Annotated in this window: 26 protein-coding genes and 1 pseudogene; 17 read left to right on the top strand and 10 right to left on the bottom strand. The window is 69.3% G+C overall.

All coding sequences use genetic code 11. The features are described from left to right. Positions 1–51: 51 nt before the first annotated feature. The 5 genes from ACTWQR_RS02075 (at position 52) to ACTWQR_RS02055 (ending at position 5,567) form a co-directional block, all read left to right on the top strand. Positions 52–753, top strand: coding sequence for a formylglycine-generating enzyme family protein (locus tag ACTWQR_RS02075; RefSeq protein WP_443225110.1), 702 nt, complete (start codon positions 52–54; stop codon positions 751–753). A gap of 192 nt (positions 754–945) precedes the next feature. Continuing rightward, positions 946–1,551, top strand: coding sequence for a hypothetical protein (locus tag ACTWQR_RS02070; protein WP_443225109.1), 606 nt, complete (start codon positions 946–948; stop codon positions 1,549–1,551). A gap of 285 nt (positions 1,552–1,836) precedes the next feature. Further along, complete coding sequence (locus ACTWQR_RS02065; RefSeq protein WP_443225108.1) at positions 1,837–3,210, top strand: cytochrome P450; 1,374 nt, start codon at positions 1,837–1,839, stop codon at positions 3,208–3,210. 211 nt (positions 3,211–3,421) lie between these two features. Further along, complete coding sequence (gene sthA, locus ACTWQR_RS02060) at positions 3,422–4,825, top strand: Si-specific NAD(P)(+) transhydrogenase (protein ID WP_443225107.1); 1,404 nt, start codon at positions 3,422–3,424, stop codon at positions 4,823–4,825. A 121-nt stretch (positions 4,826–4,946) separates the two neighbouring features. Next, the gene (locus ACTWQR_RS02055) at positions 4,947–5,567 is read left to right on the top strand and encodes an L-threonylcarbamoyladenylate synthase (protein ID WP_443225106.1); all 621 of its coding nucleotides are present in this window, start codon (positions 4,947–4,949) and stop codon (positions 5,565–5,567) included. 7 nt (positions 5,568–5,574) lie between these two features. On the opposite strand, the gene ACTWQR_RS02050 is transcribed toward ACTWQR_RS02055, so the two are convergent. The 4 genes from ACTWQR_RS02050 to ACTWQR_RS02035 all read right to left on the bottom strand — a co-directional run bounded on the left by ACTWQR_RS02050 (position 5,575) and on the right by ACTWQR_RS02035 (position 8,073). Continuing rightward, on the bottom strand, positions 5,575–5,769 hold the full coding sequence (locus ACTWQR_RS02050; protein ID WP_443225105.1) for a hypothetical protein: 195 nt from the start codon (positions 5,767–5,769) through the stop codon (positions 5,575–5,577). A 53-nt stretch (positions 5,770–5,822) separates the two neighbouring features. Then, complete coding sequence (locus ACTWQR_RS02045) at positions 5,823–6,263, bottom strand: RidA family protein (RefSeq protein WP_443225104.1); 441 nt, start codon at positions 6,261–6,263, stop codon at positions 5,823–5,825. Between the two features lie 181 nt (positions 6,264–6,444). Beyond that, positions 6,445–7,125, bottom strand: a complete 681-nt coding sequence (locus tag ACTWQR_RS02040) for an NUDIX domain-containing protein (RefSeq protein ID WP_443225103.1) — start codon at positions 7,123–7,125, stop codon at positions 6,445–6,447. Positions 7,126–7,281: 156 nt separating this feature from the next. Then, a complete protein-coding gene (locus tag ACTWQR_RS02035) occupies positions 7,282–8,073 on the bottom strand; it encodes a LysR substrate-binding domain-containing protein (RefSeq protein ID WP_443225102.1) in 792 nt (263 codons plus the stop codon). Positions 8,074–8,131: 58 nt separating this feature from the next. On the opposite strand from ACTWQR_RS02035, the gene ACTWQR_RS02030 reads away from it, so the two are divergent. Together ACTWQR_RS02030 and ACTWQR_RS02025 are read left to right on the top strand one after the other, a co-directional pair. Beyond that, complete coding sequence (locus ACTWQR_RS02030; RefSeq protein WP_443225101.1) at positions 8,132–8,515, top strand: DUF5997 family protein; 384 nt, start codon at positions 8,132–8,134, stop codon at positions 8,513–8,515. A gap of 146 nt (positions 8,516–8,661) precedes the next feature. Then, on the top strand, positions 8,662–9,513 hold the full coding sequence (locus tag ACTWQR_RS02025; RefSeq protein ID WP_443225100.1) for a TauD/TfdA family dioxygenase: 852 nt from the start codon (positions 8,662–8,664) through the stop codon (positions 9,511–9,513). A gap of 116 nt (positions 9,514–9,629) precedes the next feature. Here the strand turns inward: ACTWQR_RS02025 and ACTWQR_RS02020 are convergent, their stop codons facing one another. Then, a complete protein-coding gene (locus ACTWQR_RS02020; RefSeq protein WP_443225099.1) occupies positions 9,630–10,247 on the bottom strand; it encodes a TetR/AcrR family transcriptional regulator in 618 nt (205 codons plus the stop codon). A gap of 47 nt (positions 10,248–10,294) precedes the next feature. On the opposite strand from ACTWQR_RS02020, the gene ACTWQR_RS02015 reads away from it, so the two are divergent. The 3 genes from ACTWQR_RS02015 to ACTWQR_RS02005 all read left to right on the top strand — a co-directional run bounded on the left by ACTWQR_RS02015 (position 10,295) and on the right by ACTWQR_RS02005 (position 12,612). Then, the gene (locus ACTWQR_RS02015) at positions 10,295–10,585 is read left to right on the top strand and encodes a hypothetical protein (protein WP_443225098.1); all 291 of its coding nucleotides are present in this window, start codon (positions 10,295–10,297) and stop codon (positions 10,583–10,585) included. Positions 10,586–10,635: 50 nt separating this feature from the next. After that, a complete protein-coding gene (locus ACTWQR_RS02010; protein ID WP_443225097.1) occupies positions 10,636–11,664 on the top strand; it encodes an LLM class flavin-dependent oxidoreductase in 1,029 nt (342 codons plus the stop codon). Between the two features lie 138 nt (positions 11,665–11,802). After that, a complete protein-coding gene (locus ACTWQR_RS02005) occupies positions 11,803–12,612 on the top strand; it encodes an SAM-dependent methyltransferase (RefSeq protein ID WP_443225096.1) in 810 nt (269 codons plus the stop codon). A gap of 149 nt (positions 12,613–12,761) precedes the next feature. On the opposite strand, the gene ACTWQR_RS02000 is transcribed toward ACTWQR_RS02005, so the two are convergent. Continuing rightward, positions 12,762–13,559: a VOC family protein gene (locus tag ACTWQR_RS02000; protein WP_443225095.1), complete on the bottom strand. Its 798-nt coding sequence runs from the start codon at positions 13,557–13,559 to the stop codon at positions 12,762–12,764. A 189-nt stretch (positions 13,560–13,748) separates the two neighbouring features. Here ACTWQR_RS02000 and ACTWQR_RS01995 point away from each other — a divergent pair, with 189 nt between their 5' ends. The 3 genes from ACTWQR_RS01995 to ACTWQR_RS01985 all read left to right on the top strand — a co-directional run bounded on the left by ACTWQR_RS01995 (position 13,749) and on the right by ACTWQR_RS01985 (position 15,390). Further along, a complete protein-coding gene (locus ACTWQR_RS01995) occupies positions 13,749–13,961 on the top strand; it encodes a DUF4287 domain-containing protein (protein ID WP_443225094.1) in 213 nt (70 codons plus the stop codon). Positions 13,962–14,047: 86 nt separating this feature from the next. Beyond that, on the top strand, positions 14,048–14,974 hold the full coding sequence (locus ACTWQR_RS01990) for an AraC family transcriptional regulator (protein ID WP_443225093.1): 927 nt from the start codon (positions 14,048–14,050) through the stop codon (positions 14,972–14,974). A gap of 188 nt (positions 14,975–15,162) precedes the next feature. Next, entirely contained in the window at positions 15,163–15,390 is a 228-nt protein-coding gene (locus ACTWQR_RS01985; RefSeq protein WP_443225092.1) for a hypothetical protein, read from the top strand. A 280-nt stretch (positions 15,391–15,670) separates the two neighbouring features. Here the strand turns inward: ACTWQR_RS01985 and ACTWQR_RS01980 are convergent, their stop codons facing one another. The 4 genes and pseudogenes from ACTWQR_RS01980 to ACTWQR_RS01965 all read right to left on the bottom strand — a co-directional run. Then, a complete protein-coding gene (locus tag ACTWQR_RS01980) occupies positions 15,671–17,506 on the bottom strand; it encodes a sensor histidine kinase (RefSeq protein WP_443225091.1) in 1,836 nt (611 codons plus the stop codon). Beyond that, positions 17,503–18,201 carry a response regulator transcription factor gene (locus tag ACTWQR_RS01975; protein ID WP_443225090.1) on the bottom strand — a complete coding sequence of 233 codons (699 nt, stop codon included), beginning with the start codon at positions 18,199–18,201 and terminating at the stop codon, positions 17,503–17,505. Before ACTWQR_RS01975 ends, ACTWQR_RS01980 begins: the two co-directional genes overlap by 4 nt. A 129-nt stretch (positions 18,202–18,330) precedes the next feature. Beyond that, positions 18,331–19,110, bottom strand: coding sequence for a L,D-transpeptidase family protein (locus ACTWQR_RS01970; RefSeq protein WP_443225089.1), 780 nt, complete (start codon positions 19,108–19,110; stop codon positions 18,331–18,333). Positions 19,111–19,185: 75 nt separating this feature from the next. Further along, positions 19,186–19,292 (bottom strand): annotated as a pseudogene (locus ACTWQR_RS01965) (questin oxidase family protein); the annotation flags it as partial. A gap of 297 nt (positions 19,293–19,589) precedes the next feature. Here ACTWQR_RS01965 and ACTWQR_RS01960 point away from each other — a divergent pair. From ACTWQR_RS01960 to ACTWQR_RS01945, 4 genes are all read left to right on the top strand, one after another. Further along, entirely contained in the window at positions 19,590–20,891 is a 1,302-nt protein-coding gene (locus ACTWQR_RS01960; RefSeq protein ID WP_443225088.1) for an endo-1,4-beta-xylanase, read from the top strand. Positions 20,892–21,011: 120 nt separating this feature from the next. Continuing rightward, complete coding sequence (locus ACTWQR_RS01955) at positions 21,012–21,467, top strand: PPOX class F420-dependent oxidoreductase (protein ID WP_443225087.1); 456 nt, start codon at positions 21,012–21,014, stop codon at positions 21,465–21,467. A 187-nt stretch (positions 21,468–21,654) separates the two neighbouring features. After that, positions 21,655–22,803: a S1 family peptidase gene (locus ACTWQR_RS01950; RefSeq protein ID WP_443225291.1), complete on the top strand. Its 1,149-nt coding sequence runs from the start codon at positions 21,655–21,657 to the stop codon at positions 22,801–22,803. 250 nt (positions 22,804–23,053) lie between these two features. Beyond that, positions 23,054–25,498, top strand: a complete 2,445-nt coding sequence (locus ACTWQR_RS01945) for a GH92 family glycosyl hydrolase (protein WP_443225086.1) — start codon at positions 23,054–23,056, stop codon at positions 25,496–25,498. Positions 25,499–25,524 lie beyond the last annotated feature (26 nt).

Below are 25,524 nucleotides of genomic sequence, written 5' to 3'. Positions count from 1 at the left end.
GCACACCACAACCGACCACGCCCGAGAGATCGTCAGTAGGATGGCCCGCTCATGGACGCGAGCGCGGTAGCCCAGATGATCGCTGTTCCCCCGGGGCAGGTAAACCTGTCGGACCGGCGGACGAAGCGCGGTTGGTCGGTCGAGCTCGCTCCCTACCGGCTCGCGGCGTTCCCGGTCACCCAGGCGTTGTACGCACAGATCACCGGCCGGCGGCCGAGCTCCGCCGATGGGGACCAGTTGCCCGTGGAGGGCGTTTCCTGGTGGGACGCGGTCCGGTTCTGCAACGCGCTGTCCGAGCGGGACGGATTCACGCCCGCCTACCACCTCCGTGTCCACGACAACGACGACAACGGCGATTACGGCGACGACGACGGCATCGAGTGGGACGCGTCCGCCGACGGGTACCGGCTGCCGACCGAAGCCGAGTGGGAGTACGCCTGCCGTGCCGGTACGGCAGGACCTCGCTACGGACCGCTCGACGAGATCGCCTGGTTTCGCGGCAACTCGCAGGAGCGGATCCACGACGTCGGCGGCAAGCGGCCCAACCCGTGGGGTCTTCACGACATGCTCGGCAACGTCTGGGACTGGTGCTGGGACATCTATGACGCCGAGGTCTACGGCGCCTACCGGGTGCTGCGCGGCGGCGGCTGGTTCGACGAGCACTGGAGTTGCCGGGCCTCCGCTCGACGCCGGAGCCATCCGAGCTTCCAGGTCGACGACGTGGGGTTCCGCCTCGCACGTTCCACCCGATGACACCTCACACAACGTTCACATTTGTTGACTCTTCGCATTGTCGTGCACCAAGATCTCAAACGGATCGGTGATCGCGCCCCCTGCGAGGAGCGTGGATTCACCCGTGCCCGGAACGTGTTGACCGCGGCCCACCGAGCCGCGCCACCGCCGGCACCTGGTCCTCTCCGACACCCTCATTCCAAGGAGTCAGTTTTGCTGCGCCACAAAACCGCGCTGCGCTTCGTCGCGCCCGCCGCCGTCCTCACGCTCACCCTCAGCGCGTGCGGCGGCGGGGGCGACAACGCCGACGCGGACGCGAAGAAGTCCTCCAAGCCGAAGGCCAGGGCATCTCAGGCGAAGGCGGCCTCCGGAGGCGAGCTGGCCACCGGGGAGAGCGCCACCGGGAAGGTCGAGGAGGAGGACGGCACGGTCACCTACGAGATCACCGCGCAGAAGGTGGACCTCGGCACCGAGGCCGAAGCGGCGAAGCTGGTCCAGGACAAGGCGGAGGCCAAGGGGTTGGTGCTCGCGGTCGCCCACGTGAAGTACACGCACAAGGCCGGCCCGGCACTGACGAGCGACTCCGACGCGGGTGACGGTACGACCATCTGGGCCGACGGAACGAGGGGGGCGCTGCTCATCGGCGCCTCCGACGACGCGCCCGGCTGCGAAGACCCGTACGACGTCGAAAGCTGGAAGTCGGGCGAGACCCACACCTTCTGCGAGTCGTACCTGGTCCCCGCGAACGCGAAGTCCGTGGAGGTCCACTGGTCGGAGGAGGACGGAGAGCCGTACATCTGGAAGTTCCCCAGCAAGTAAGGCCTTTGACCGGTGAGGGGAGCGGAGCGGTCGTCTCCGGTCCCGCCTGACGCAACCGGTCCGGGTCCCCGAAGGGGCGACTCTTCGGGCGGCCCGCCGGCGGCGGGCAAGCAGGGCCTCAGGCCGAGGAGCCGCCCCTCGGCCCGTCGAGCACGGACCTCAACGCACCCAGAACCGCGGTCGCCGCACCGCACACGTGGCCAACGCCACCCAAAGCGCGCGATTGCACCCAGGGTCGAGGTGGGCAGTGATCACGGTGTCACTCACCGTGAAGGGACAACCGCCGTGACTACCGCAGCGCCTCTCCCCATACCCAAGGCGGCGGGATCCCTCCCGCTGCTCGGCCACGCGATACCGCTCATGCGCGACAACCTTGCCTTCATCGCCTCCCTCCGTGACTACGGACCCCTCGTCGAGATCAGGCTCCAGCCCCAGCAGCCGACGATCGTCGTCAACGAACCCGCGCTGATCCGCGCCATGCTGGTCGACCTCGCACCCACCCTCGACAAGGGCCGCTTCTTCGAGAAGATGGGCCAGTTGCTCGGTGACAGCGTGGTCACCGTCGCCGGTTCCGAGCACGTCCGCAAGCGCCGCCAGCTCCAGCCCGCCTTCCGCCACACCGAGATCGCCCGGTACGTCGACCTGATGCGCGAGCAGGTCACCACCACCACGAGCGGCTGGGCACCGGGCCAGATCCTCGACGTACGCGAGGTGATGGTCAAACTCTCCCTTGACATGCTCGCGGCGACAGTTTTCTCCGGGAGCATCGACGAGCAGGCCTTCCACCAGCTGCGCCGCGACCTGTCGGTGGTCATGAACGGCGTCGGCACCCGGATCATGCTCCCCGACTGGGCGGAACGGCTGCCGCTGCCCGCCAACCGGCGCTTCAACACGGCCCGGGACGCCGTCCGCGCCACCATCGGCGACGCGGTCGACGAGCTGCGCGGCAACGGCCGCGACACCGGCGACATGCTCTCCCTGCTCCTCCAGGCACAGGACGAGGAATCCGGGCAGCAGCTGACGCCGCACCAAATCTGCTCCGAGATCCTCACCCTCGCGGTGGCCGGCACCGAGACCACCGCGTCCGTACTGTCCTGGGTGCTGTACGAGCTCGCCCGCGCCCCGGACATCGACGAGCGCGTCCAGGCCGAACTCGACGACGTGCTCGGCGAGCGGCCCGTCACCTTCGAGGACCTGACTCACCTGCCCTATCTGGGCCGCGTCATCACCGAGGCCCTCCGACTGCACCACACCGGATGGCTCGTCACCCGCCGTACGCTCCAGCCGACCCGCATCGGGCAGTGGGAGATCCCGGTCGGCACCGAGCTGGCGTACTGCCAGCACGCCCTGCACCGCGACCCCGAACTCTTCCCCGATCCCCTGACGTTCGACCCCGACCGCTGGCTGGACGAGAGCCTACAACCGCTCTCCGACGGTGCGTTCCTGCCTTTCGGCGCCGGCAAGCACAAATGCATCGGGGACCGCTTCGCGCAATCCGAACTCACCACGGCGATCGCCACGTTGACCCGGTCCTGGCGGCTCGAACTGATCGCGGGCCAGACCGTCCGCCCGGTGGCCCGGGCCACCGTACGACCCAGCACCCTCAAGATGGCCGCCCGCCCCCGCGAACGGACACGCCAGGCGGTCACCGAAGCCTGACTCCGCTGACATTTCAAGCGGTCGTCGAACCCTGGCTCCGCCTACGCACCACCTGGTGCGGCACCCCGCATGACGATGCGCCCTGGAGTCGTCCAGGGCGCCTCGGGCCTCGGCGACCGCCCGCGGGAACTCGCCCACGTGCAATGAGCGGAGCCAACTGACACCCGTTCACCCTTTCGGGCGAGAGCCTCGGGCTGACAGACTTCGGAGGGTGCGCGACTTCGACATGATTGTCATCGGATCCGGACCGGGCGGCCAGAAGGCCGCCATCGCCGCGGCCAAGCTCGGCCGCCGGGTCGCCGTCGTCGACCGCCCCGACATGGTCGGAGGGGTCTCCATCCACACCGGGACCATCCCCTCCAAGACCCTACGCGAGGCGGTCCTCTATCTCACCGGTCTCACCCAGCGCGATCTGTACGGCCAGAGCTACCGCCTCAAGGAGGAAATCACCGTCGCCGACCTGACCGCGCGCACCCAGCACGTGGTCGGCCGCGAGGTCGACGTCATCCGCAACCAACTCTCCCGCAACCACGTGTCCCTCTTCGGCGGCACCGGCCGCTTCATCGACGACCACACCGTCGCCCTGCGGGAAGTGACCGGCCACGACCGGCTGTTGAGCGCCGAGAACATCGTCATCGCCACGGGCACCCGCCCGGCCAGGCCCGCGACCGTCGAGTTCGACGAGCAGACGATCCTGGACTCCGACAACGTTCTCAACCTGCAGCGGGTGCCGCGCTCCATGGTCATCGTCGGGGCCGGCGTGATCGGCATGGAGTACGCCTCCATGTTCGCCGCCCTCGGCAGCAAGATCACCGTGGTCGAACAGCGGGCCGGGATGCTCGACTTCTGCGACATCGAGGTGATCGAGTCGCTCAAGTACCACCTGCGGGACCTGGCCGTCACCTTCCGCTTCGGCGAGACCGTCGCCGCGGTCGAGCGTCATCCCCGGGGCACCCTCACCATCCTGGAGAGCGGCAAGAAGATCCCCGCCGACGCCGTCATGTATTCCGCGGGCCGACAGGGCCTCACCGACGACCTCGACCTGGACAAGGCCGGTCTGTCCGCCGACAAGCGCGGCCGGATCAAGGTCGACGAGCACTACCGCACCGAAGTGCCGCACATCTACGCCGTCGGCGACGTCATCGGCTTCCCGGCGCTCGCCGCGACATCGATGGAGCAGGGTCGCACGGCGGCATATCACGCGTGCGGCGAGCCGGTGAACCGGATGCACGACCTCCAACCGATCGGTATCTACACCATCCCGGAGATCAGCTTCATCGGGAAGACCGAGGACCAACTCACCGAGGACCGCGTGCCGTTCGAGGTCGGCATCTCCCGCTACCGCGAACTGGCCCGCGGCCAGATCATCGGCGACTCGCACGGCATGCTCAAGCTGCTGGTCTCCCCCGACGACCGCAAACTGCTCGGCGTGCACTGCTTCGGCACCGGGGCCACCGAGCTGATCCACATCGGGCAGTCCGTGATGGGGTGCGGCGGCACGGTCGACTACCTCGTCGACGCGGTGTTCAACTACCCGACGCTCGCGGAGTCCTACAAGGTCGCCGCCCTGGACGCGACCAACAAGATCCGGCAGATCGACCGGCTCAGGGACTGACCCCGAACCGGGGAGGAGGCAAGGGCCCCGGCGCGCGCCATCAGGGCGTCGCCGGGTCTCATCGACGCACCGCCGCCGAGCCGTGCGCAGGTGTCGCCGGTCAAGCGCATAAGCTCGACGGGTGGCCAAGTACTTCGACGTTCACCCCGACAACCCTCAGCAGCGCACCATCACCCAGGTCGCCGACTCGATCCGCGAGGGTGCGCTCGTCGTGTATCCCACGGACTCCTGTTTCGCGCTGGGATGCCAGCTGGGCAGCCGTGACGGTATCGACCGGATCCGTTCGATCCGGAATCTCGACGACCGCCATCACTTCACCCTCGTGTGCCAGAACTTCGCGCAGCTGGGGCAGTTCGTGCACATCGACAAGGATGTGTTCCGCGCCATCAAGGCGTCGACGCCCGGCAGTTACACCTTCATCCTCCCCGCGACCAAGGAGGTGCCGCGCAAGCTCCTCCATCCGAAGAAGAAGACCGTCGGAGTCCGCATCCCCGACCACACGGTCGCCCAGGCCCTGCTCGCCGAACTCGGCGAGCCGCTCCTCTCCAGCACCCTGCTCCTGCCGGACGAGGACGAACCGATGACCCAGGGCTGGGAGATCAAGGAGCGGCTCGACTACGCGGTCGACGCCGTGATCGACTCCGGAGACTGCGGCACCGAGCCGACCACGGTCATCGACTTCTCCAGCGGCGAGGCCGAGATCGTACGCAAGGGGGCGGGCGACACCGCACGGTTCGAGTGATCCGGACTCAGTGGGCGTGAGGCTTGTCGGCGACGCGACCGAAGTGGCCCTTCTCGATGACCCCGTGGACGCCGACCGTGCGGTCCACGACCTGGGACACCTCGAAGTCGGCGGCCGCGGACAGGTACGCGTACGCCACCGCGCGGTCCATGGCGAGGTCGTGCTCGATGAAGTCCAGCGCGTTGACGACAGCGCGTCGCATTTCATGGGTACGTACTCCTGTGGTCGCGTGGTGTGTTCGGGCCCGGAGGAGGTTCACGCCCTTGGGCCCGGGATCCCGGCGACGACGTCGATCTCGATCGCGGCGCCCACGGCGAGGCCGGAGACGCCGACGCACGTGCGGCTCGGCAGGGGGCCGTTGAACCAGGTCTCGTAGGCGGCGTTGACGAGGTCGAAGTCGTCGAAGGACGTCAGGTAGACGCGGACCATCAGCGCGTCGTCGAGTGTGAGGCCGAACTGCCTGAGTACGGCCCGCAGATTGCGGCGTACCTGCTCGGCCTGGGCGGCGACGTCGCCCTCCACCAGCAGGCCCGTCGCCGGATCCGTGGGCATCTGGCCGGTCACGAAGACCAACGAGCCGAAGCGGGTCGCGTGGGCGAAGGGGCCGACCTGGGGCGGGACTCCGGTCTCGGCTGGGAAGACGAAGGTCTCCTTCCGTGCCGCAAGGCCCGCCGGGTCGTCAGCTGTGGCCGTCATGCGCTGTCCCCTCCCTGGGCGGAAGGTCCGACCAAGTGCGACCACAGCCTATGAACGCCCCGCCGTCACATCGGGCACAGAACACAAACGTCATGGCGTCCTTACCCGGAGGTGACACCCCATGGCCGGCCTTCACGTCGGCTGAGCCGCGGGAGCGGGTGCCTCCCCGGGCGCGACGCCACTACCGGGTGAGAACGCCCGTCCCGCTGAACGGTCCTTCCAACGCCGCCCACTGCAGCAGCATGATGGTCTTCGCGTCGGCGATCTCGCCGGTGCGGATCATGCCGAGGGCCCGGCGGAAGGGCAGTTCGACGATCTCGATGTCCTCGCCCTCCTCGTCCAGTCCGCCGCCCTCGTGGGTACGGGTGGACGGCCCGTAGGAGGCGGCGAAGAAACTCACCCGCTCGGTGACCGATCCCGGGCTCATGTAGACGTCGAAGACACGCTGGACCTCGCCGACGGTGTGCCCGGTCTCCTCGATGACCTCGCGTCGTACGGCGACCTCCGGATGCTCGTCCTCCTCGTCCAGGAGTCCGCCCGGGGTCTCGACGAGCATGCCGTCCGGGTGTCCGTTCACGTACACGGGATAGCGGAACTGCCGGGTCAGCAGCACGGTTTCGCGGTCCGCGTCGTACAGCAGGATGGTGGCCCCGTTGCCGCGGTCGTGCGTCTCACGTTCCTGGGTGCTCCAGGTGCCGTCGGCGTGCTGGATGTCGAACGTCGTGGTGCGTTCCACATACCAGTGGCAGGAGAGCAGTTTCACGTCCCGCACCTTGACCCGGGGGTTGCCCGTCAGGTCGCGGCCGGTCTGATCCAGTCCGGTACGGCCCCGGCTGTCGGGGGTGTCGATGCCCGCGGTCATCGTGTACGGGCCGAGCAGGAGCAGCAGCTGGGGACTGGTGGGAAGTTGGAGACAAAGGTGGAGATGGAACCAGTGTTCATGCCTGCTTCTATCATCCCGGTCCGGCCCGTGTCAGGCCCGCTCTTGCCTCTCCGGCCTGCACCGGGTCCAAGGGACCTACGACCGGCGGCGAGGCTTACCGCGCTTGGTGCCCTTCGCGCTCTTCGCTCCCTTGGGGCCGCCGGAGCCGCTCCGGGATCCCTTGCCGGAGGTCTTGCCGGCGGCAGGCTTCCGCTGGGCGCCGCTCTTCTCGGGGCGCTTGCCCTTCGACTGATCTTGGGTCTGGGCCTGGTCCGGAGAGCGGCCTCGTGAGCTGTTGACGGTCCGTCCGCGCACGATCCCGATGAAGTCCTCCACCAGGTCGGTGGTCCTGTTCTCGGGCCACGACAGCGCGACGCGGGACTCGGGGGCGTCCGTGACCGGCCGGTACGTGAGGTCCTTGCGGTGGTGGAGGCGCGCGAGCGACTGAGGGACCACCAGCAGTCCCACTCCGGCGGCCACCAGTTCGATCGCGTCCGCCGTCGTGGCGGGGCGCTCGATCGCGGGCTGCCCCGGCGGGCGGTCCCAGCCGAGGGTGTCGTCGAGGGGATGCAGCACGATGTCGTCGGCCAGATCCTCGGCGGACACCTCGTCGACCGCCGCCACGACGTGGTCCTTGGGGACCACGACCACCGTCGTCTCGGCGTAGAGAGGGATCGCGCTGAGGTCCATACCGTCGACGGGCAGCCGTACGAATCCGGCGTCGGCGCCGCCGCCGCGCAGCACGTCAAGGGCTTCGGCGGGAGACACCGCGAGGAGGGTCAGCGGAACGTCGGGCAGCCGCTCGTTCCAGATCCGCACCCACTTGCTGGGCGTCACTCCCGGGACATACGCGAGCCGGAACGAAGGGGATACTTCCGAGCCTGTCACCTGGCCAGGTTACCGGGCGTGGTCGGAGGTGGTTCACATGCTCGATATCCTTGACACCATGACGTCGCACCAGACCACCCAGACAATGAAGCCCGCGACCGCGGCGAAGAAACTGGGTGTGTACCTCGAGGCCACCCCCGCCGAGTTCCAGGAAGGTGTCGTCTCACGCTCCGAGCTCAACGCCCTGCAGGCCGATCCGCCCGAGTGGCTGCAGGAACTGCGACGCAACGGTCCGCATCCTCGGCCGGTCGTCGCGGCGAAGCTGGGCGTCTCCATCGCGGGGCTCGCGCGTGGCGGAGTCACCGAGGCGCTCACCACGGAGCGGATCGAGGCGTTGAAGAAGGACTCTCCCGAGTGGCTGCAGAAGGAACGCGCCATTCAGGCCGAGGTCCGCAAGGAAGCGGTACGGATCAAGGAGAAGAACGCCGAGCGCGGCGAATAGTCGCCCGCGCTCCTGACCCGCCGCTGCAGCGCCTTCATAAGTCTCGGACAACCGGGTATTCCACGCGTTCCGCCAGGGACACCCGGTCGAAACACGGCTCCCCTACCTTGATGTGAACCGATCGGTTCAACGTCGAGGAGTCAAGGATGGACGTCAGCTCCGCAAGCTTCATTCCACGCCGGGTGTCCAGCGCCGAGGAAGCCCGTGAGGTGCTCGCCGCCGAGGGTGCGGTCATCGTGACGGGACTCGCCGACGAGCAGTCCGCCGTCGCGTACGGCCGGGAGGTCATGGGCGACAAGGCGGTCCGCATCGGTACGCAGTTCGAGGCCACCAAGGCGCACGGTGAACGCGAGGCGGCGAAGGTGGCCGCGCAGCCGGCCGACTCCCGTGGCCGCAAGCGCAGTTTCGCGCCGATCGAGGAGCGCATGGTCGCCCACAACGACGGCTTCGCGTTCGGTGACTACGCACCCGACCACCTCTTCCTGTGGTGCGAGCGGCCGGCGGACCGGGGCGGTGACTCCTTCCTCGTGGACACCTCCCGGCTCCTCGACCTGCTCGCCGCCGACCCGGAGTGGGCCGTCGTGGCGGAGTTCTGCCGCACCACCGACATCGACCACTCAGAGCCCAACTACCCGCAGGACACGTACGCGCCGATCGCCCGGACCGTACCCTCCGGCCGCTTCCAGGGCCGCTATCACCCGTATCTCGCATCGGTCGAGGGCCCGTTGGAGGACGAGCACATGGCCTTGGTGCGCAGGTGGGAGGAGGCCGTCGTCGCGGCGCGCGACACCGGACCGATGTTCCGGGTCAAGGCGGGCGAGATGATCTGCCTCGACAACTACCGTGTCCTGCACGGCCGGGACGGGCACAGCGATCCCGCGCGCCGCGTCTGTTCGATCTGGGGCTGGTCCACGGACGCGGTGGCGGTCCCGGACGGCCCGCTCGACATCGTGGTACCGAAGATGCCGAAGACACCGAAAATGCGTCTCAGCGCGTGACGTCGAACGCCTACACCCTCCAGGCCATGGCCCCACTGACACGGCCCCACTGACACGGCCCGACCGACACGGCCACTGACGGCCCGCCTCCACCCGGCCCGCCTCGCCGCCCGGCGTCAGTCGAGCGAGTCGAGCGAACGGCTGCTCGCGGCGGCCTCGGCCCTGGCGGCGAAGGAGACGGCCGCCGCCGCGTTCACGCGCAGCGTCGCCGCACGGTCTCCGGCGGTGAGCAGGTCCAACTGGAGTCCACGCCAGAGCGAGACCAGCTCGCGCGCCAGGTCGTCGGCCTCGGCCGCCGGTACGCCCTCGGCGCGCAAGGCGGTCACGACGCGGCCTCGCCAGGTCGTGGCGACGGCGTCGAGGAAGGCGTCGAAGCGCCCGCGCTGGTATCCGGCGAGGCCCAGAGCTTCGAAGAAGACGCGATGGAAGGGGAGGTTCTCGTCGGCGGAGAGCAGCTCCCAGGCCGCCTCCAGGCGGGTGCGCAGCGGCTGGTCGTGGTCGTCGAGCAGCGCGAAGACCTGTTCCAGGAGCGGAAAGCGGCCGCCCGCCTCCCCGAGCGCCGCCGCGATCAGCTCCTCCTTCGACCCGAAGTAGTACAGCAGCATGCGGTTGTTGCTGCCGACCGCCTTGCCGATGCCGCGCAGCGAGAGGCCGGCGATACCGTGCGCCAGGATGTGGTCGGCGCTCAGGCGCAGCAGCCGCGCGCGCTCGTTCTCCTCCGGGGGCTGGGGCATGGTCCGCACTGTATCCGGGCGCGACCGAATGACCGGCAACCGGCCGGATGCCCAGGTGGGGAACGCCCGGGCGGCTCGCCCCAGCTGCGCTGCCACGGTTTCTCGACGCCGGTGTCCGCTGCACTCTCGCCGCCGACGACTCGTTGCTCTTCGGATCCGGCCTGCTCGACGAGTACGCGTCGGCCCGCAAGGTGCTGGGGCTGTCCGATGCCTCCCTCGCCGAGGTGGCTCGCAGTTCCCTGGAGGCGTCGGGGGCCCCGGAGGAGACGGTACGAGCGGGGGTGGCAGGGGTGACGGCCTGGCAGGAGCTCTCCCTGAATGATCGCCTGGCACACTGAGGACCAGCGCTGGTGTTCGGCAGAACCGCCCCTGACCATGGAGGAATCCCGTGCCGCTGCCCTCGGAACCGTTGCGGAAGCTGGGCTTCTTGACCATCGGGTTGTTCGACGAAGCCGACCCCCGCCGGGGCCACGAGTCGACACTGGAGATCATCGAGCTCGGTGAACGGCTGGGCTTCGACAGCGCGTGGGTGCGCCACCGCCACCTCCAGTACGGCATCTCCTCCCCCGTAGCCGTCCTGGCCGCGGCCTCACAGCGCACCACCCGCATCGAGCTCGGCACCGCGGTCATGCCTCTGGGCTGGGAGAACCCGCTGCGTCTGGCCGAAGACCTGGCGACGGTCGACATCCTGTCCGGGGGCCGCCTCAATCCGGGCATCAGCGTCGGCCCGCCGATGCACTACGACCAGGTCAAGCAAGCGCTGTATCCCGACACCGCCGATGCCGAGGACTTCGGCTACGACCGTGTGGAGCGGCTGCTGGACTTCGTACGCGGTAAGCCCGCCACCGACTTCAGTGGTGTCGAGGGCTTCGAAGTGTTCTCCGACCAGGTGCAGCCGCACGCGCCCGGCCTGGGCAACCGTATGTGGTACGGCGGCGGAAGCCTGCGGTCGGCCCAGTGGGCCGGTGAGCACGCCATGAACTTGCTGACCAGCAGCGTCGTCAAGGCGGAGGAGTCCGAGGACTTCGCCGAGATCCAGCTCTCGCACGTACGCGCCTTCCGTGCCCACCATCCCGACGGCGACCGCGCCCGCGTCTCCCAGGGCCTCGTCGTCATCCCCACCGACAGTGCCTCGCCGGAGCAGCGCGCGAAGTACGAGGCGTACGCCGAGCCGCGGATGCCGCGGACCGCCGCGCCACAGGGTCCCGGGCGTCTGATGTTCGCGCCCGATCTCGTCGGCACCTCCGCGGAGATCACCGAACGGCTCCACTCCCACGCCGCTTTCCGGGAGATCGACGAGGTCGCCTTCGCTCTGCCCTTCACCTTCGAGCACGAGGACTACGTCCAGATCCTCACCGACATCGCCACCGTGCTCGGCCCGGCACTCGGGTGGCAGCCATCGACTCAACGCGGGTAACGGCCCGGCTGTCCCTGTGCCAGGTGGCCAAAACCCCTACGCGGCAGGTGAGTTGACTCGCCAGAGCACGGTGGACAGCGGGCCCTTCGACTACGTTGGCGTTCGATGACCGAACACCGATCCGCAGGAGGCACTCGCGTGACGGACCAGGAACCCCAGCTCGCCGCCGCTGCCGGGATACGTGCCCGGATCGACACGGACAAGCCGCACTCCGCGCGCTTCTGGAACTACTTCGTCGGCGGCCAGGACCACTACGAGGTGGACCGCGAGATCGGGGACCACATCAAGGAGATCTTCCCCGGCCTGGTCGACGTGGCGCGCACGAGCCGCCACTTCCTGGGACGCGCGGTCCGGCATCTGGCCGGCGAACAGGGCATCCGGCAGTTCCTCGACGTCGGCACCGGTCTGCCGACCGCCGACAACACCCACGAGGTGGCCCAGCGTGTGGCGCCGGACGCGCGGATCGTGTACGTCGACAACGACCCCTTGGTACTTACCCACGCCCGCGCCCTGCTCACCAGCACCCCCGAGGGCGCGACGGCGTACCTCGACGCCGACCTGTACGACCCCGAGGCCGTCCTCGGGGCCGCGGCGCACACGTTGGACCTCTCCCGGCCCGTCGCCCTGATGATCCTCAACACGCTCGGGCACGTTGCCGACCACGATCAGGCACGGGACCTGGTCGCGCGCCTCATGTCCCCTCTGCCGTCCGGCAGTTACCTGGTGATCAGCGACAGCACCGCCACCAGCGAGGGAATGATCGCCGCCTCCGAGGCCTACAACTCCAGCGGGGCCGTCCCGTACTACGTGCGCGGCGTCGACGAGATCGCCGGGTTCTTCGAGGGGCTGGACCTGGTCGAACCCGGCGTCGTACAGGTCACCCAGTGGCGTCCGGACTCCGCCGTGTCGGTGGTCGACGCCTACTGCGGAGTGGGCCGCAAGCCGTAGACCGGCGGCCCGGCCGAAAGCGGCGGGCCATCGGCTGCGTCGGCGGCGAAGCGGGCGATCGGCCGGGCGGGGCTCGCCTTCCGTCCGTGGGCGGAGGCGCCGACGGTGGATCTGACGGCCGCGTGACCCAGCCGGACCACGCCGTCCGCTCAGACCACGTCGAACATCTTCGGCATCTCGCCCTCGGTCGTGGAGACGTCGATCACGGAGAACGGCGCGCCCTGCGGGTCACTCAGCGCCGCGAACCGGCCGAACGGGCTGCTCATCGGGCCGAACCGCAGAACGGCGCCGCGTTCGGTGGCCTTCGCGACCGCCGCGTCACAGTCCTCGACCGTGAAGTAGACGTTGACGTAGGGCGGTACTTCGGGCGGGAACTCGTCCGTCATCTTCATCCGGCCCAGAACCGTCTCGTCGCCGAGGTTGAAGATCCTGAAGTCGACCCCGTCGTCCTCCATCTGCTGCGCGCGGTAGGGGAAGACGGCCTGGAAGAAGGCGTCCGACTTCTCCGGCTCCCGGGTGAAGACCTCCGCCCAGCAGTAGGCGCCCGGCACGGCCTTGGCCTCGAAGCCCTCGTGGACGCCCGCCTGCCACACACCGAAGACGACGCCACTCGGGTCGCGGGCCAGCAGCATGGTGCCGAAGTCGCCGACCTGCATCGGCTCCATCAGCACCTCGCCTCCGTTGTCGCGGATCTTCGCGGCGGTGGCGGCGGCGTCGGGCGACGCGAAGTACAGACACCAGGCCGACTGGTCCTCCGCTCCCGGCATCGGCGGCACGACAGCGGCCACGGCCTTGCCGTCCGCGTACGCCTCTGTGTAGTTCCCGAACTCGGTCGACGCCTCACCGAACGTCCACCCCAACACGTCGCCGTAGAAGCTCTTCGCCCCTTCGAGATCACTGAACATCGCGTCGGCCCAGCACGGCGTGCCCTCAGGTTGTACGGCCATGGCACGGACTCCCTCGCCTTTGAAGGTTGCTGTGGACTCTTCACGCTAGCCAGCCGTCGGCCCACGCGCGCGGCGAATGCGGGATGATCAGTGACGCACGTCACCTTCGAGCGGCGATGACCCACCGCTCCCGCCCCGGTCTGAGATGTGACAACACCGGAGCAGGAGACCTGAGGATGGGACGCCGACATGAGTGAGACCGTGAAAGGCCCCGCGAGTTACTTCCCCTCGATCGAGAAGAAGTACGGCCGTCCCATAGCCGAGTGGATGGGCCTCATCCGCTCCTCGCCCCTGGCCAAGCACATGGAGCTCGTCTCCTGGCTCAAGGCCGAGTACGGCCTCGGCCACGGCCACGCAAACGCCCTGGTCGCGCACACCCTCGCGGAGGACAGGGCCAGGTGATCCACCGGGCCGGACCGGTCCCGCCCGGGCAAGCGAGATACGCTGAAGGTCTCTGATGGTCAAAGGCAGACATTGTCGAGAGAGCCATGGCGATCACGCACAACACGGCCGGTCCCGGCATGGAAGGTGGCGGGCCGATCCCAGATTTCGGTTTCAATCCGCCCGAGGCACCCGTCTCCGGCTTCGAGATCGTGGAACTGGCCGCGCTGCGCCGCCGGGTGCGTGACGGCGGTCTGGAGCGGGTCCACCGGGTCGGCTTCCACACCATCATCCTGGTCACCGAGGGCAGCGGAGAGCACACCGTCGACTTCGTGACCCATCCCTGCCGCCCCGGCACGCTGTTGTGGGTGCGGCCGGGCCAGGTGCAGCGTTTCGGTCCCTCCGGTGAGTTCAACGGCACGCGTCTGCTCTTCAGCGCCGCGTTCCCGCCCCGCTTCACCGGCGCCGAACGCCTGCTCGCCCATTGGTACGGGCCGGTCTGCCGACAGCTGGGAACCAGCCGCGAGTACGCCACGCTGTCCGTGCTGCTCGCCCAGCTGACCGCCGAGTACACCCGCCCGGCCGACTCGGTCTCCAGCGAGATCCTGCGGTTCCTGCTGGCCGCCACGCTGCTGCAGATCAACCGGCTTCCGCGCCCGGGCGCGGAAGCCGGCCAGGGCGGCGGCGAGGTCTACGCCCGCTTCTGCGCCGAGCTGGAGCGCTCGTACGCCACCACGCGCCGCGCCGAGGACTACGCCCGCCGCCTGGGCTACACGGTCAGGACCCTGACGCGTGCCTGTCTGGCCGCCACCGGGCAGCCCGTCAAGCAGGTCATCGACGCCCGTGTCGCCCTGGAGGCCCAGCGCCTGCTCGCCCACACCGACGCCCCCGTCACCGTCGTCGCCCGCCGACTGGGTTTCAGCGAACCCACCAACTTCGGCAAGTTCTTCATCCGCCTGACGGGCACCACGCCCGGTGACTTCCGGCTCGTCCATCGCCACGGGGACGGCGGCGCACAGGCCCCCGCCCGTTGAGGACCCGGGCGCCGTCGCACCCCGCTCGGCGGCGGCCTGCCCAGACTGCCCGCCCTGCCCCTCCGGCTGCCGTCGAGCTCGGCGAGCACGGTCCTGAAGGGACCACCGGCGATCCATACTCTTCGACGATCGCCGGTGGCCTGCGGAAAGCGACTCATCGGATGGGAATCGGCGGGTACCCGAGTCGCATGACCGATGTGGTGGACTCCGACGAAATCCTGCGTCGCATCCAGCGCGCCCGGTCCTGGGCCAAGCACGAGGAAGAAGCCTGGAAGGCACGGAGCGATGAACTCCAGCCCGGCGACCCGAGCAGCTCACGCGACGCCGACCTGCGAGGGCACACCTATGAGGCAATCCGCAAACTGCTGGACGAACTCGTGACTCCCGGCGTGCACGAAGTAGAGATGGACGCCTGACGAGCCACGGCCGACCGCTCGGGACCGACTCCCTCGCCCCGGGTCGCGTCGGCCTGTGCCGGTGCTGCTTCATGTGCTGGTGCTGTTTCATGTGCTGGTGCTGCTTCGGCGCCGCGCGGAACGTACGTGCCTCCCCTGAGGCGACGCAGTGGCGTCACGCGAACCCTGACCTCCGGCTGCTTGGTGGTGGTGTTCATGGAACCACCTTGCGCCAACGGTGCCGGAGCAACCAGATCACTCCTGTGAGCAGGACCGCGGATCCTGGTATCGGCGCCACCAGTCAGCGGTGTTCGGGAAGCCGCAGAGTGAAGACCGAGCCGACGCCGAGTTGGCTGGTCACCGCGACGGTACCGCCGTGGGCGGTGATGAGCTGGCGCACGATGGGCAGACCCAGGCCGCTGCCGCCGGTGCGACGGCTGCGGGACTTCTCCGCGCGCCAGAACCGGTCGAAGACGCTGGGCAGATCCTCCGGGGCGATACCGCTGCCGGTGTCGGCGATCTCGAAGAGGACGTGGTCTTCGTGGCGTCGGGCGGAGAGGGTGATCGTGCCGTCGGCGGGGGTGTGGCGTATCGCGTTGGAGAGCAGGTTGCCGAGCGCCTGCCGCATGCGTACCGGATCCGCGTAGACCCACGGTGTGCCGTCCGTGCCGTTCGTGCCGTCCACGGCCGAGCGCAGCTGAACGCCCGCCGCCTCGGCCGCGAGGCGATGCGCAGCGAGGACCTGTTCGAGCAGTTCATCCGCGCGGACCGGTTCGCGGTGGAGCGTGAGCGTGCCCGCGTCCGCGGCCGCGAGGTCCTGGAGGTCGTCGATGACCCGCTGGAGCACGAGCGCCTCGTCGTGCAGGGACGCGAGCAGTTCGGGGTCCGGGTCGACGACGCCGTCGCGGGTCACCTCGAGCCAGCCGCGGATGTTGGTGAGCGGCGTGCGCAGTTCATGCGCGATGTCGGCGACCATCGCCTTGCGCTGCGCCTCCATGCGCTCCCGGCGCTCCGTCAGCTCGTTGAACGCCACGGCCAGGATGCCGGTCTCGTCCTGGGTGGTCACGGGAACGCGTACGTGCTGCTCCGGCGGCTGCTGAGCGGCGTGTGTCAGCGCGCGCAGGGGGCGTACGAGCCTGGTGGCGACGAGTGCGGTCACGGCCACGGTGAGGGCGAGGACGAGACCGGCGACACCCGTGACCTTGGCCTTGTTGGCCGTCGACATGTCGAAGCGCGGTACGGCGCGGTCTCCCTGGCCGAGGAACAGTTCGGCGGCCGGGGCGACGTACGGCGCCAGCTGCTGACGGCGGGCACGGTCGATGCACTCCCCCGCCTTCTCAGCCTGGTCCGCGCCGGTGCGCTGATCCGTCGGGGTCTCGAGGAACCGCGTACGCATCATCGGCCTGTCGGAGAAGTCGAACCCGACGGCGACGGGCGAGGTGAGTTCCACATGCTCGCGGCCCAGGCAGTCACTGACGAGGGTCGTCAGTTCGGCCAGGGCCTTGCTCTCCGTCGTGGTCGGGGTGTTGAGCCGTCCGTTGGCGCATGGGGTCGGCACTTGGCCGGCGTCGACAGTTCCCTCCGCGTCGGTGAGGGTGGAACGGCCGCTGGGCAGCTGCGTGATGCCGGTGTCGACTCCGTTGTTCGCGAAGCAGCTTTGCCGCTTCTCGGCCAGTTGCCGCACGCGGGTGCGCTCCGCGGGCGTCAACCGGTACGGTCCGACCGCGCGCGGATCGATGCCACTGAGCTGTGCCCCGGGCTCGGTGAAGGTGTCGGTGCGCAGCGGATCCACCGGGGCGGCGGCGCGAGGCGGCAGGGCCGTGCTCCGTGTGGCGGAGTCCGCGATGGGAGCGCGTTCCGGGGTCGTCAGCGCGATGCGCCTGCCGGTCTTCTCCGACAGGGCGCGGACCGTCTTCTCGACGCCCGACCAGTCACGATGGGTGGCCGCGTATCCGCTCAACTGCCGCAGGACGTCCATGTCCTCGGCCAGTACCTGCCCCTGTTCCTCCTGGATCGCGCGGGTCGTGGTCTCCACCGCCAGCCAGGCCGTCGCCGCCACGGAACACATGGCGACCAGCACCGACGTGATCAACAGGCGTACCAGGAGCCTCTTTCGCAACGGTATCGCGCGCTTCACCCCCGGTCCCCGCTGAGCTTGTACCCCACGCCGAAGACGGTCAGCAGACGGACCGGTCTGTGCGGATCCCCCTCGGTCTTCTTGCGGATGTTCATGACGTGCACGTCGACGGCCCGCTCGGTCGAGGCCCGGTCGACTCCCCGGGTGCACCGCAGCAACTGCTGACGGGAGAAGACCCGTTCGGGCTCGGTGACCATGGCCAGCAGGATGTCGTACTCGGCGGGAGTGCAGTCCACCAGCGACCCGTCGCACCACACTTCGTGGCGCACCGGATCGACGGCGATCCCGGCTGCGCGTACGACCGGGTCGTCGCGTTTCCCGGCAGCGGGACGTCCACTGCGGCGCAGGACGGTGCGGATGCGGGCCATCAGTTCGCGCGGGCTGTAGGGCTTGGTCATGTAGTCGTCCGCGCCGAGTTCGAGACCGAGCAGGACGTCCTCTTCCGTGTTGCGGGCGGTCAGCATGAGCACGGGAATGTCGTCGTCCCGGCGCAGCACCCGGCACACGCCGAAGCCGTCGATCACGGGCAGCATCAGGTCCAGGACGATGAGATCCGGCCTGCGACGCCGGGCCTCTTCGAGGGCGGCCCCGCCGTCGTGGACCACGCTGGCGGTGTGGCCCTCGCTCAGCAGTGAGCGGCGTATCAACTCAGCCTGTTTCTCATCGTCCTCGGCAACCATCACATGTGCGCACACGGGGCCGATGCTATGCGCCGGGACCGGGCTGCGGTCGGGTGTGAGGGGCTTCCCACGCCCTGACACCTTCCTCACAACCACCTGATACTTCCTCACAACCAGCTGGGACTGCCCTTTTCCGCGGGTTGCTCAGCGTCTGAGCGCGGCGGCGTCACCCATGACGACCACGGGATCGCGGTCGGGATCCAGAGCGCGCAGCAAGGCCTTCATGTCATCCTCGCTCAGGCTGACGCAGCCCTGCGTGGGGCCGTCGTGGTCCACGTGCAGCCAGATGCCTCCGCCCCGGCCCGCGCCGAGGGGGCGGGTCCAGTCCAGCGGTGTGGTGCCGGGCTCGCGGTTGTAGTTGATGGCGATCACGTAGTCGAACGAGCCGGCCAGCGGCTCGCCTTCGAAGCCCGTACCGCCAATGGTGAAGCCGCCGGAGCGGTCGTACGGAAGGCTGGTTCCCGGATCGGGGAGCAGGCCGCCGGCATCCGTGAGCGTGTAGACGCCGATGGGCGAGCGGAGATCGCCGGCCCGGTGGCGGTCGGTCCAGCCCTTGAGGGCGTTGTGCGCGGGCCAGGAGGCACCGGCCTGCCAGCCGGACGCGGTGCGCTCGTACAACACCGCTGTGGATATCGACGAGTTCCTCCCCCGGCCTGTGACCACCACGGCCTGACGGGTCTTCGGCGGAACCTTGGCCCAGGTCTCGGGTCCCAGGCCCGGCAGTTGCCGAGCCGCCGAGTCCAGGGAAACGCGGGGCGTGGTAGCGGGGGTGGGTGCGGGCGTGCCCGTGCTGCCTCTCATCGAGATCGCGCCGGGCTCGTGATCCGTCGTCGCTCCCGCTCCGCCTCCGCAACCGGCGAGGAGAAGCGAGGCGGCCAGGACGGCGACGGGGCGGCGCACGACCCCGCGTGTTGGTGTGATCATGCGTTGACCTTGACCGACACTTATGAGGAACTCGTCAGGCCCGCGCACTCGGTCTGTGCACGGATCCGGGAGCGGTCAAAGGGGTTCGCCGAGTTCGACGGCACGGAGCGCTGCGGCGAGCGCTCGTCGCCCACATCCAGTGCGGTGTCGGTCAGCTTGATGACGTGTTCGTCGCCGTGGGCACCGAGCCCTGCCCGACCAGGCCCTGCGCCCAAAGTCGCAATCGGACGTGCGCCGACCTTCCTCTCCCTCTTCGAAACATTCGAAGCACGACCATCTTGAGCCATCCACGATTGACCGCCGCACGGCCCGTTGACGGCGTGAAGTACCAGCCGTAAGTTCTCCGCAGCAATTCGGAAACATGCTCGAAACTTTCGGAAACGACAGAAGAGGACGACATGGTTACGCATACGTCCACAGAGCGCCCGGCCGCGCCTCCACCCCGGCGCTCCCGTGCCCGAAGAGCCCTGGTGTTCGGCATGGCGAGCCTGCTCGCCGCCGCCGGCGTCTCCGCACTCGCGGGGACGGCCGAAGCCGCGAGCACGCTGGGCGCCGCAGCGGCGGAGAAGGGCCGCTACTTCGGCACCGCGGTCGCGGCCAACCACCTGGGCGAATCCCCGTACGTCTCGACGCTCGACACCGAGTTCAACTCGGTGACCCCCGAGAACGAGATGAAGTGGGACGCCCTCGAGAGCACCCGCAACTCCTTCAACTTCGGCGCCGCCGACCAGATCGTCAACCATGCCCGGAGCAGGGGCATGGCGGTCCGCGGGCACACCCTCGTGTGGCACTCACAGCTGCCCGGCTGGGTCGGCGGGCTCGGTGCCGCCGATCTCAGGTCGGCGATGAACAACCACATCAATCAGGTCATGGGCCACTACAAGGGCAAGATCCACTCCTGGGACGTCGTCAACGAGGCGTTCCAGGACGGCAGTAGCGGCGCCCGGCGCAGCTCGCCCTTCCAGGACAAGCTCGGCAACGGCTTCATCGAGGAGGCGTTCCGCACCGCCCGCGCCGCCGACCCCGCGGCCAAGCTCTGCTACAACGACTACAACACCGACGGGGTCAACGCGAAGAGCACCGCCGTCTACAACATGGTGAAGGACTTCAAGGCGCGCGGCGTGCCGATCGACTGCGTGGGCTTCCAGTCCCACTTCAACAGCGCGTCCCCCGTGCCCGGCGACTTCCGGGCGAACCTGCAGCGCTTCGCCGATCTCGGCGTCGACGTGCAGATCACCGAGCTGGACATCGAGGGCTCCGGTACGTCGCAGGCCACCAGTTACACCAACGCGGTCAACGCCTGCCTGGCCGTCTCGCGCTGCACCGGCATCACCGTGTGGGGCGTCACCGACAAGTACTCGTGGCGCGCAAGCGGTACACCTCTGCTGTTCGACGGCAACTACAACAAGAAGCCCGCGTACAACGCCGTACTCACCGCGCTCGGCGGCTCCGGCTCGGGCGGCGGCGGTGGCAGCGCCGCCTGCACGGTGTCGTACAGCAGGACGGACGAGTGGAGCGACCGCTTCAACGGCAAGGTGACGGTGACGGCGGGCAGTTCCGCGATCAGTACGTGGACGACGACCGTCACGGTGACCTCCCCGCAGAAGATCTCCTCGACCTGGAACGGCTCGCCGACCTGGGACTCCAGCGGCAACGTGATGACCATGAAGCCGAACGGCAACGGAAGCCTGGCGGCCGGGGCTTCGACGAGCTTCGGGTTCACCGTCATGAAGAACGGCAACGCATCGGCTCCCACGGTCGGTTCCTGCACCGCCTCCTGAGGAGCTGAGGCGCGGCAAGGAGCCCATGGCGCGGCGACCCCGGTCGCCGCGCCACATCCGCAGTCGACATCTCCGCCTGGCATCGGAATGCCTCGCGAGATCCTCGGCGTTGATCGACTCATGACACAGGACACAGGCACTCAGGACACAAGCCAGGACGCACTGCTCAAACTGATCGAGGAGTACGACGGAGGAGTGCTGGTCACCCTCAAACGCGACGGGCGGCCACAGCTGTCGAATGTCAACCACGCCTACTACCCGGGCGACCGCATCCTGCGCGTCTCCCTCACCGACGGCCGCGCCAAGACCCGCAACCTGCGCCGCGACACCCGGGCTTCGTACCACGTGACCAGTGAGGATCGCCGGGCCTACACGGTCGCCGAGGGCACCGCCGACCTCTCACCGGTGGCCCGCGACCCGCACGACGAGACGGTGGAGGAGCTCATCCGCCTCTACCGTGACGTCCAGGGCGAACATCCCGACTGGGACGACTACCGCGCCGCCATGGTCCGTGACCGCCGCCTCGTCCTGCGCCTCCATGTCGAGCACGTCTACGGCATTCCGCTCGCCCGCTGATCCGGCCCCGCGGCAGTCGCCCACACGGATCGCTCCCTGAAAACAGCCCGCAATTGGTATGTACCTGACCATGATCAACCGCTAGGCTCTGCCCTGCCATGCGATGAGAGCGCTCTCATAGTTCAGCTGTTCCACCCCCACCATGCTGGAACAACGAAGGGCTACTGCCTTGAGACGCACTACAGCCATGCGCGCCGGCCTGGCCTCACTCCTCCTGCTCGGCGCCTGGGCAACCGCCGGCGCCGTGCCCGCCTCGGCCGCCGGCGCCCCCGAACCCACCCGTTCCTCCGACGCTCCGGCCTCCACCGGCCTCCTCGACGCGATGCGACGGGATCTCGGCCTGACAAAGACCCAGGCCGAAGCGCGGCTGGCCGCCGAGAAGGCGGCGACAGCCGTCGAGCCGAAGGCTCGTCGTGCGGCGGGAGCCGCGTACGGGGGCTCCTGGTTCGACGCCAAGAGCGGGAAGTTGACCGTCGCGGTCACGGCCGGCGCCCCCGACGCCACCGTCGACTCCGTACGAGAGACCGGCGCGAGCATCCGTACCGTCGAACACAGCGCGCGACAGCTCGACGCGGCCAAGGCGCGCATCGACAAGCTGTCCGCGCCCAAGGGCGTCAGCAGCTGGTACGTCGACCCCAAGGCCGGTTCCGTCGTCGTGACCGTCGTCGGCGCGCAGCGGGCTGACAACGATGTCCAGGAGTTCCTCGCCCGGGCCCGGACGGCAGGTCCTGTCACCGTCGAGAAGTCGGCCGAGGCACCGCGGACCTTCGCCGCCGGGACGGTCGGCGGCGACCCGTACTACACGGGCAACGTCCGCTGTTCCATAGGGTTCTCGGTACACGGCGGCTTCGTCACCGCCGGGCACTGCGGTCAGGCGGGTGCCGGCGTCAGCGGCTGGGACCGGTCCTACATAGGCAACTTCCAGGGCTCCTCCTTCCCGGACAACGACTACGCCTGGGTCAACGTCGGAAGCGGCTGGTGGACGGTGCCCGTCGTGCTCGGCTGGGGCACCGTCCCCGACCGGCTCGTCCGCGGGTCCGCCGAGGCACCCGTCGGGGCCTCCATCTGCCGTTCGGGGTCGACCACGCGCTGGCACTGCGGCACGGTGCTCGGCAAGAACGAGACCGTCAACTACAGCCAGGGCGCGGTGCATCAGATGACCAAGACCAGTGTCTGCGCGGAACCCGGTGACTCGGGCGGCTCCTACATCAGCGGCGACCAGGCGCAGGGTGTCACCTCCGGCGGCTCGGGCAACTGCTCCAGCGGCGGCCAGACCTGGTACCAGCCGATCAACGAGATCCTCAACCGGTACGGGCTCACTCTGCACACGGCCTGACCCCGCCACACCGCAGGTACACGGGCTCCGTCACCGCACGGGTGGCGGAGCCCCGTCCTGTCCAAGCGCGACACCAGCGGCCCAACGCCGGTGGCCCAAGTGCCGTGGGTTCACCGCCCGTTCACCGAGCCTGCCACTGCCGTCGGTTCGCCCCGCGCACCGATGATCTACGCTCGGCGGCGCTCCGCGGTCCCATCCCCTGGCGGGAGTCCGGGCCGCGCCGTCCGTCCTTGATGGAAGGTTCCGTGACATGGCCCTCAGATCCGCGATCTTAGTGCGGAGGTTCGGCAGACGAGCCGCCGCTCTCGCGCTGACCACCGCGCTCGCCGCCGCACTGCCCGGCCCGGTCTCCTCGGCCGCCGAGTCCGCCGCCGCACCGGCCCACCCCACCGCGTACGTCGACCCCCTGATCGGCACGGCGAACGGGGGCAACACCTACCCCGGTGCCACCCTCCCGTACGGCATGATCGCCTGGTCGCCGACCAGCACCAGGGGCGATCAGACCAGCACCGGTGCCGCCAACGGCTACGAGTACAACGCGACCCGGCTGCGCGGTCTGAGCCTGACCCACGTCAACGGCGCGGGCTGCAACCCGGGAGCCGCCGGCGACGTACCGATCATGCCGTTCGTCGGGGACGTCACCTCCTCGCCCTCGGCCGACACCAAGGACGCCGTCTACGCCGCGAACTTCTCGCACGCCGACGAACGGGCCGTGCCGGGCCGCTACTCCGTGGGCCTCGACTCCGGTGCCCGCGCCGACCTCGCCGTGTCGCGGCGCGCGGGCGTCGCCGACTTCTCGTTCCCCGCCGACAAGCCCGCCAACCTGCTCTTCCGCGTCTCGAACTCCCTGAACGGCAGCGAGGACGCCCGGATCGAGATCGACCGGGCGAACCGCAAGGTGACCGGGTCGGTGCTGACCGGGGCGTTCTGCGGGCGGCGTGCCAACGGCGGGACCAACAACCGCAAGAGCTACTACCGGCTCTACTTCAGCGCCTCCTTCGACCGCGCGTTCTCCTCGACGGGTACGTGGAAGGACGGCACCCTTTCCCCCGGCACCCTCACCGGCTCGGGCGGCGAGGGATACGCCACGGGCGCGGACCGGGCGGGTCGCGGCTCCGGCGGCTGGGTCGGCTTCGACACCAGTGCTGACAACGATGTCCGCATGCGGCTCGGGATCTCGTACGTGAGCCTGGCGGGCGCCGAGGCCAACCTCCGTCAGGAGATAGCGCCGCGGGCGAGCGTCGACGACGTCGCCGCGGCCGCCACGCGCACCTGGGACCGCGAACTGCGTTCCGTACGCGTCGACGGCGGCGGCACGGACCGACGCACCGCTTTCTACACCGCGCTCTACCACTCGCTCCTGCAGCCCAACCTGGTCAGCGACACCGACGGCCGCTATCCGGGCATGGACGGCAAGGCGCATCGCGTGGAGCGCGGGCAGCAGGCGCAGTACAGCAACTTCTCCGGCTGGGACCAGTACCGGGCGCAGGTGCAGTTGCTGGCGCTCCTCAAGCCGCGTATCGCCGGGGACTTCGCCCAGTCGCTGTACAACTTCGCGCGGCAGAACGGCGGCGTGTGGGACCGCTGGGTGCACATCAGCGGCGCGACCCACGTCATGACCGGTGATCCTTCGGCGGCGACGCTGGCCACGTTCTACGCGATGGGCGTACGCGACTTCGACTATCGCGGCGCCTTCGACTCGCTGGCCCGCCAAGCCACCGTGCCGCACCCCGACGGGCTCTCCGACGCCGGCTGCCCGGGCCAGTGCACAGGTCAACGGCCCAATCTGGCCCAGTACTCGACCTCCCACTACGCCGCGCAGGATGTCTGCCACTGCTGGGGCGGCGCCGCCGAGACGCTGGAGGACTCGGTCGCCGACTCGGCGCTCGGCCGCTGGGCGGAGCTGTTGGGGCTCGACGAGCAGGCCGCCGCGTTCGCCGAGCGGGGCGGCTGGTGGCGCAATGTCTTCAACCCGGAGGCCTCCGACGGGGCGGGAACTTCCGGCTACATCCAGGCCCGCAACCTCGACGGCTCCTGGGTGACGCCGTTCAGCCCCGGCAGCGACCGGGGCTTCGCCCAGGGAACCAGCGCCACGTACACGTGGATGGTGCCGCAGGACGTCCAGGGCCTCGCCGAGGCGATGGGCGGACGTGAGGTGGCCGCGCGGCGGCTCGACGGTTTCTTCCACAAGCCCGACGGGTCCTGGTCCGTGAAGGGCGGCGACCCGCTGCGCTACGACCCGACCAACGAGCCCGGCATCCACGCCCCTTGGCTGTACAACGCGCTCGGTCAGCCCTGGAAGACCCAGGCGACCGTGCGGCAGATCCTCGACACCGTCTACGGCACCGGACCGGCGGGGCTGCCCGGCAACGACGACCTCGGGACCATGTCCGCCTGGTACGTCTTCTCCGCCCTCGGCCTCTATCCGCAGACCCCGGGCAGCGCCTCGATGCTTCTGAGCGCGCCGCTCTTCCCGCACGCCGTCGTCGACCGGCCCGGCCGCGACATCGTCATCGACGCACCCGCCGCCGACGCCGGCCGCCCGTACGTCAGCGGTGTCCGGCTCAACGGGCGTCCGTACGACCGTTCTTGGACCGACGCCCGCTTCCTTCGGAGCGGCGGCAACCTCACGTTCCGGCTCGGCGAGCAGCCGGACACCGACTGGGCGACCTCGCCCGAGACCCTGCCGCACTGACACGACGTCACTGTTGCCCCGGATCC

Source organism: Streptomyces sp. 2A115 (assembly GCF_052245575.1).
GTDB lineage: Bacteria > Actinomycetota > Actinomycetes > Streptomycetales > Streptomycetaceae > Streptomyces.
Note: the sequence above shows the minus strand (reverse complement) of the source record. Positions and strands in the feature narration are given on the sequence as shown.

Bases quoted from the DNA above. Each gene is read 5' to 3' on its own strand.
- ACTWQR_RS02075 (WP_443225110.1), top strand. From the start codon at position 52: ATGGACGCGAGCGCGGTAGCCCAGATGATCGCTGTTCCCCCGGGGCAG.
- ACTWQR_RS02050 (WP_443225105.1), bottom strand. From the start codon at position 5,769: ATGCGACGCGCTGTCGTCAACGCGCTGGACTTCATCGAGCACGACCTC.
- ACTWQR_RS02045 (WP_443225104.1), bottom strand. From the start codon at position 6,263: ATGACGGCCACAGCTGACGACCCGGCGGGCCTTGCGGCACGGAAGGAG.
- ACTWQR_RS02040 (WP_443225103.1), bottom strand. From the start codon at position 7,125: ATGACCGCGGGCATCGACACCCCCGACAGCCGGGGCCGTACCGGACTG.
- ACTWQR_RS02030 (WP_443225101.1), top strand. From the start codon at position 8,132: ATGACGTCGCACCAGACCACCCAGACAATGAAGCCCGCGACCGCGGCG.
- ACTWQR_RS02025 (WP_443225100.1), top strand. From the start codon at position 8,662: ATGGACGTCAGCTCCGCAAGCTTCATTCCACGCCGGGTGTCCAGCGCC.
- ACTWQR_RS02020 (WP_443225099.1), bottom strand. From the start codon at position 10,247: ATGCCCCAGCCCCCGGAGGAGAACGAGCGCGCGCGGCTGCTGCGCCTG.
- ACTWQR_RS02015 (WP_443225098.1), top strand. From the start codon at position 10,295: ATGCCCAGGTGGGGAACGCCCGGGCGGCTCGCCCCAGCTGCGCTGCCA.
- ACTWQR_RS02000 (WP_443225095.1), bottom strand. From the start codon at position 13,559: ATGGCCGTACAACCTGAGGGCACGCCGTGCTGGGCCGACGCGATGTTC.
- ACTWQR_RS01995 (WP_443225094.1), top strand. From the start codon at position 13,749: ATGAGTGAGACCGTGAAAGGCCCCGCGAGTTACTTCCCCTCGATCGAG.
- ACTWQR_RS01990 (WP_443225093.1), top strand. From the start codon at position 14,048: ATGGCGATCACGCACAACACGGCCGGTCCCGGCATGGAAGGTGGCGGG.
- ACTWQR_RS01985 (WP_443225092.1), top strand. From the start codon at position 15,163: ATGACCGATGTGGTGGACTCCGACGAAATCCTGCGTCGCATCCAGCGC.
- ACTWQR_RS01970 (WP_443225089.1), bottom strand. From the start codon at position 19,110: ATGATCACACCAACACGCGGGGTCGTGCGCCGCCCCGTCGCCGTCCTG.
- ACTWQR_RS01960 (WP_443225088.1), top strand. From the start codon at position 19,590: ATGGCGAGCCTGCTCGCCGCCGCCGGCGTCTCCGCACTCGCGGGGACG.
- ACTWQR_RS01955 (WP_443225087.1), top strand. From the start codon at position 21,012: ATGACACAGGACACAGGCACTCAGGACACAAGCCAGGACGCACTGCTC.
- ACTWQR_RS01950 (WP_443225291.1), top strand. From the start codon at position 21,655: ATGCGCGCCGGCCTGGCCTCACTCCTCCTGCTCGGCGCCTGGGCAACC.
- ACTWQR_RS01945 (WP_443225086.1), top strand. From the start codon at position 23,054: ATGGCCCTCAGATCCGCGATCTTAGTGCGGAGGTTCGGCAGACGAGCC.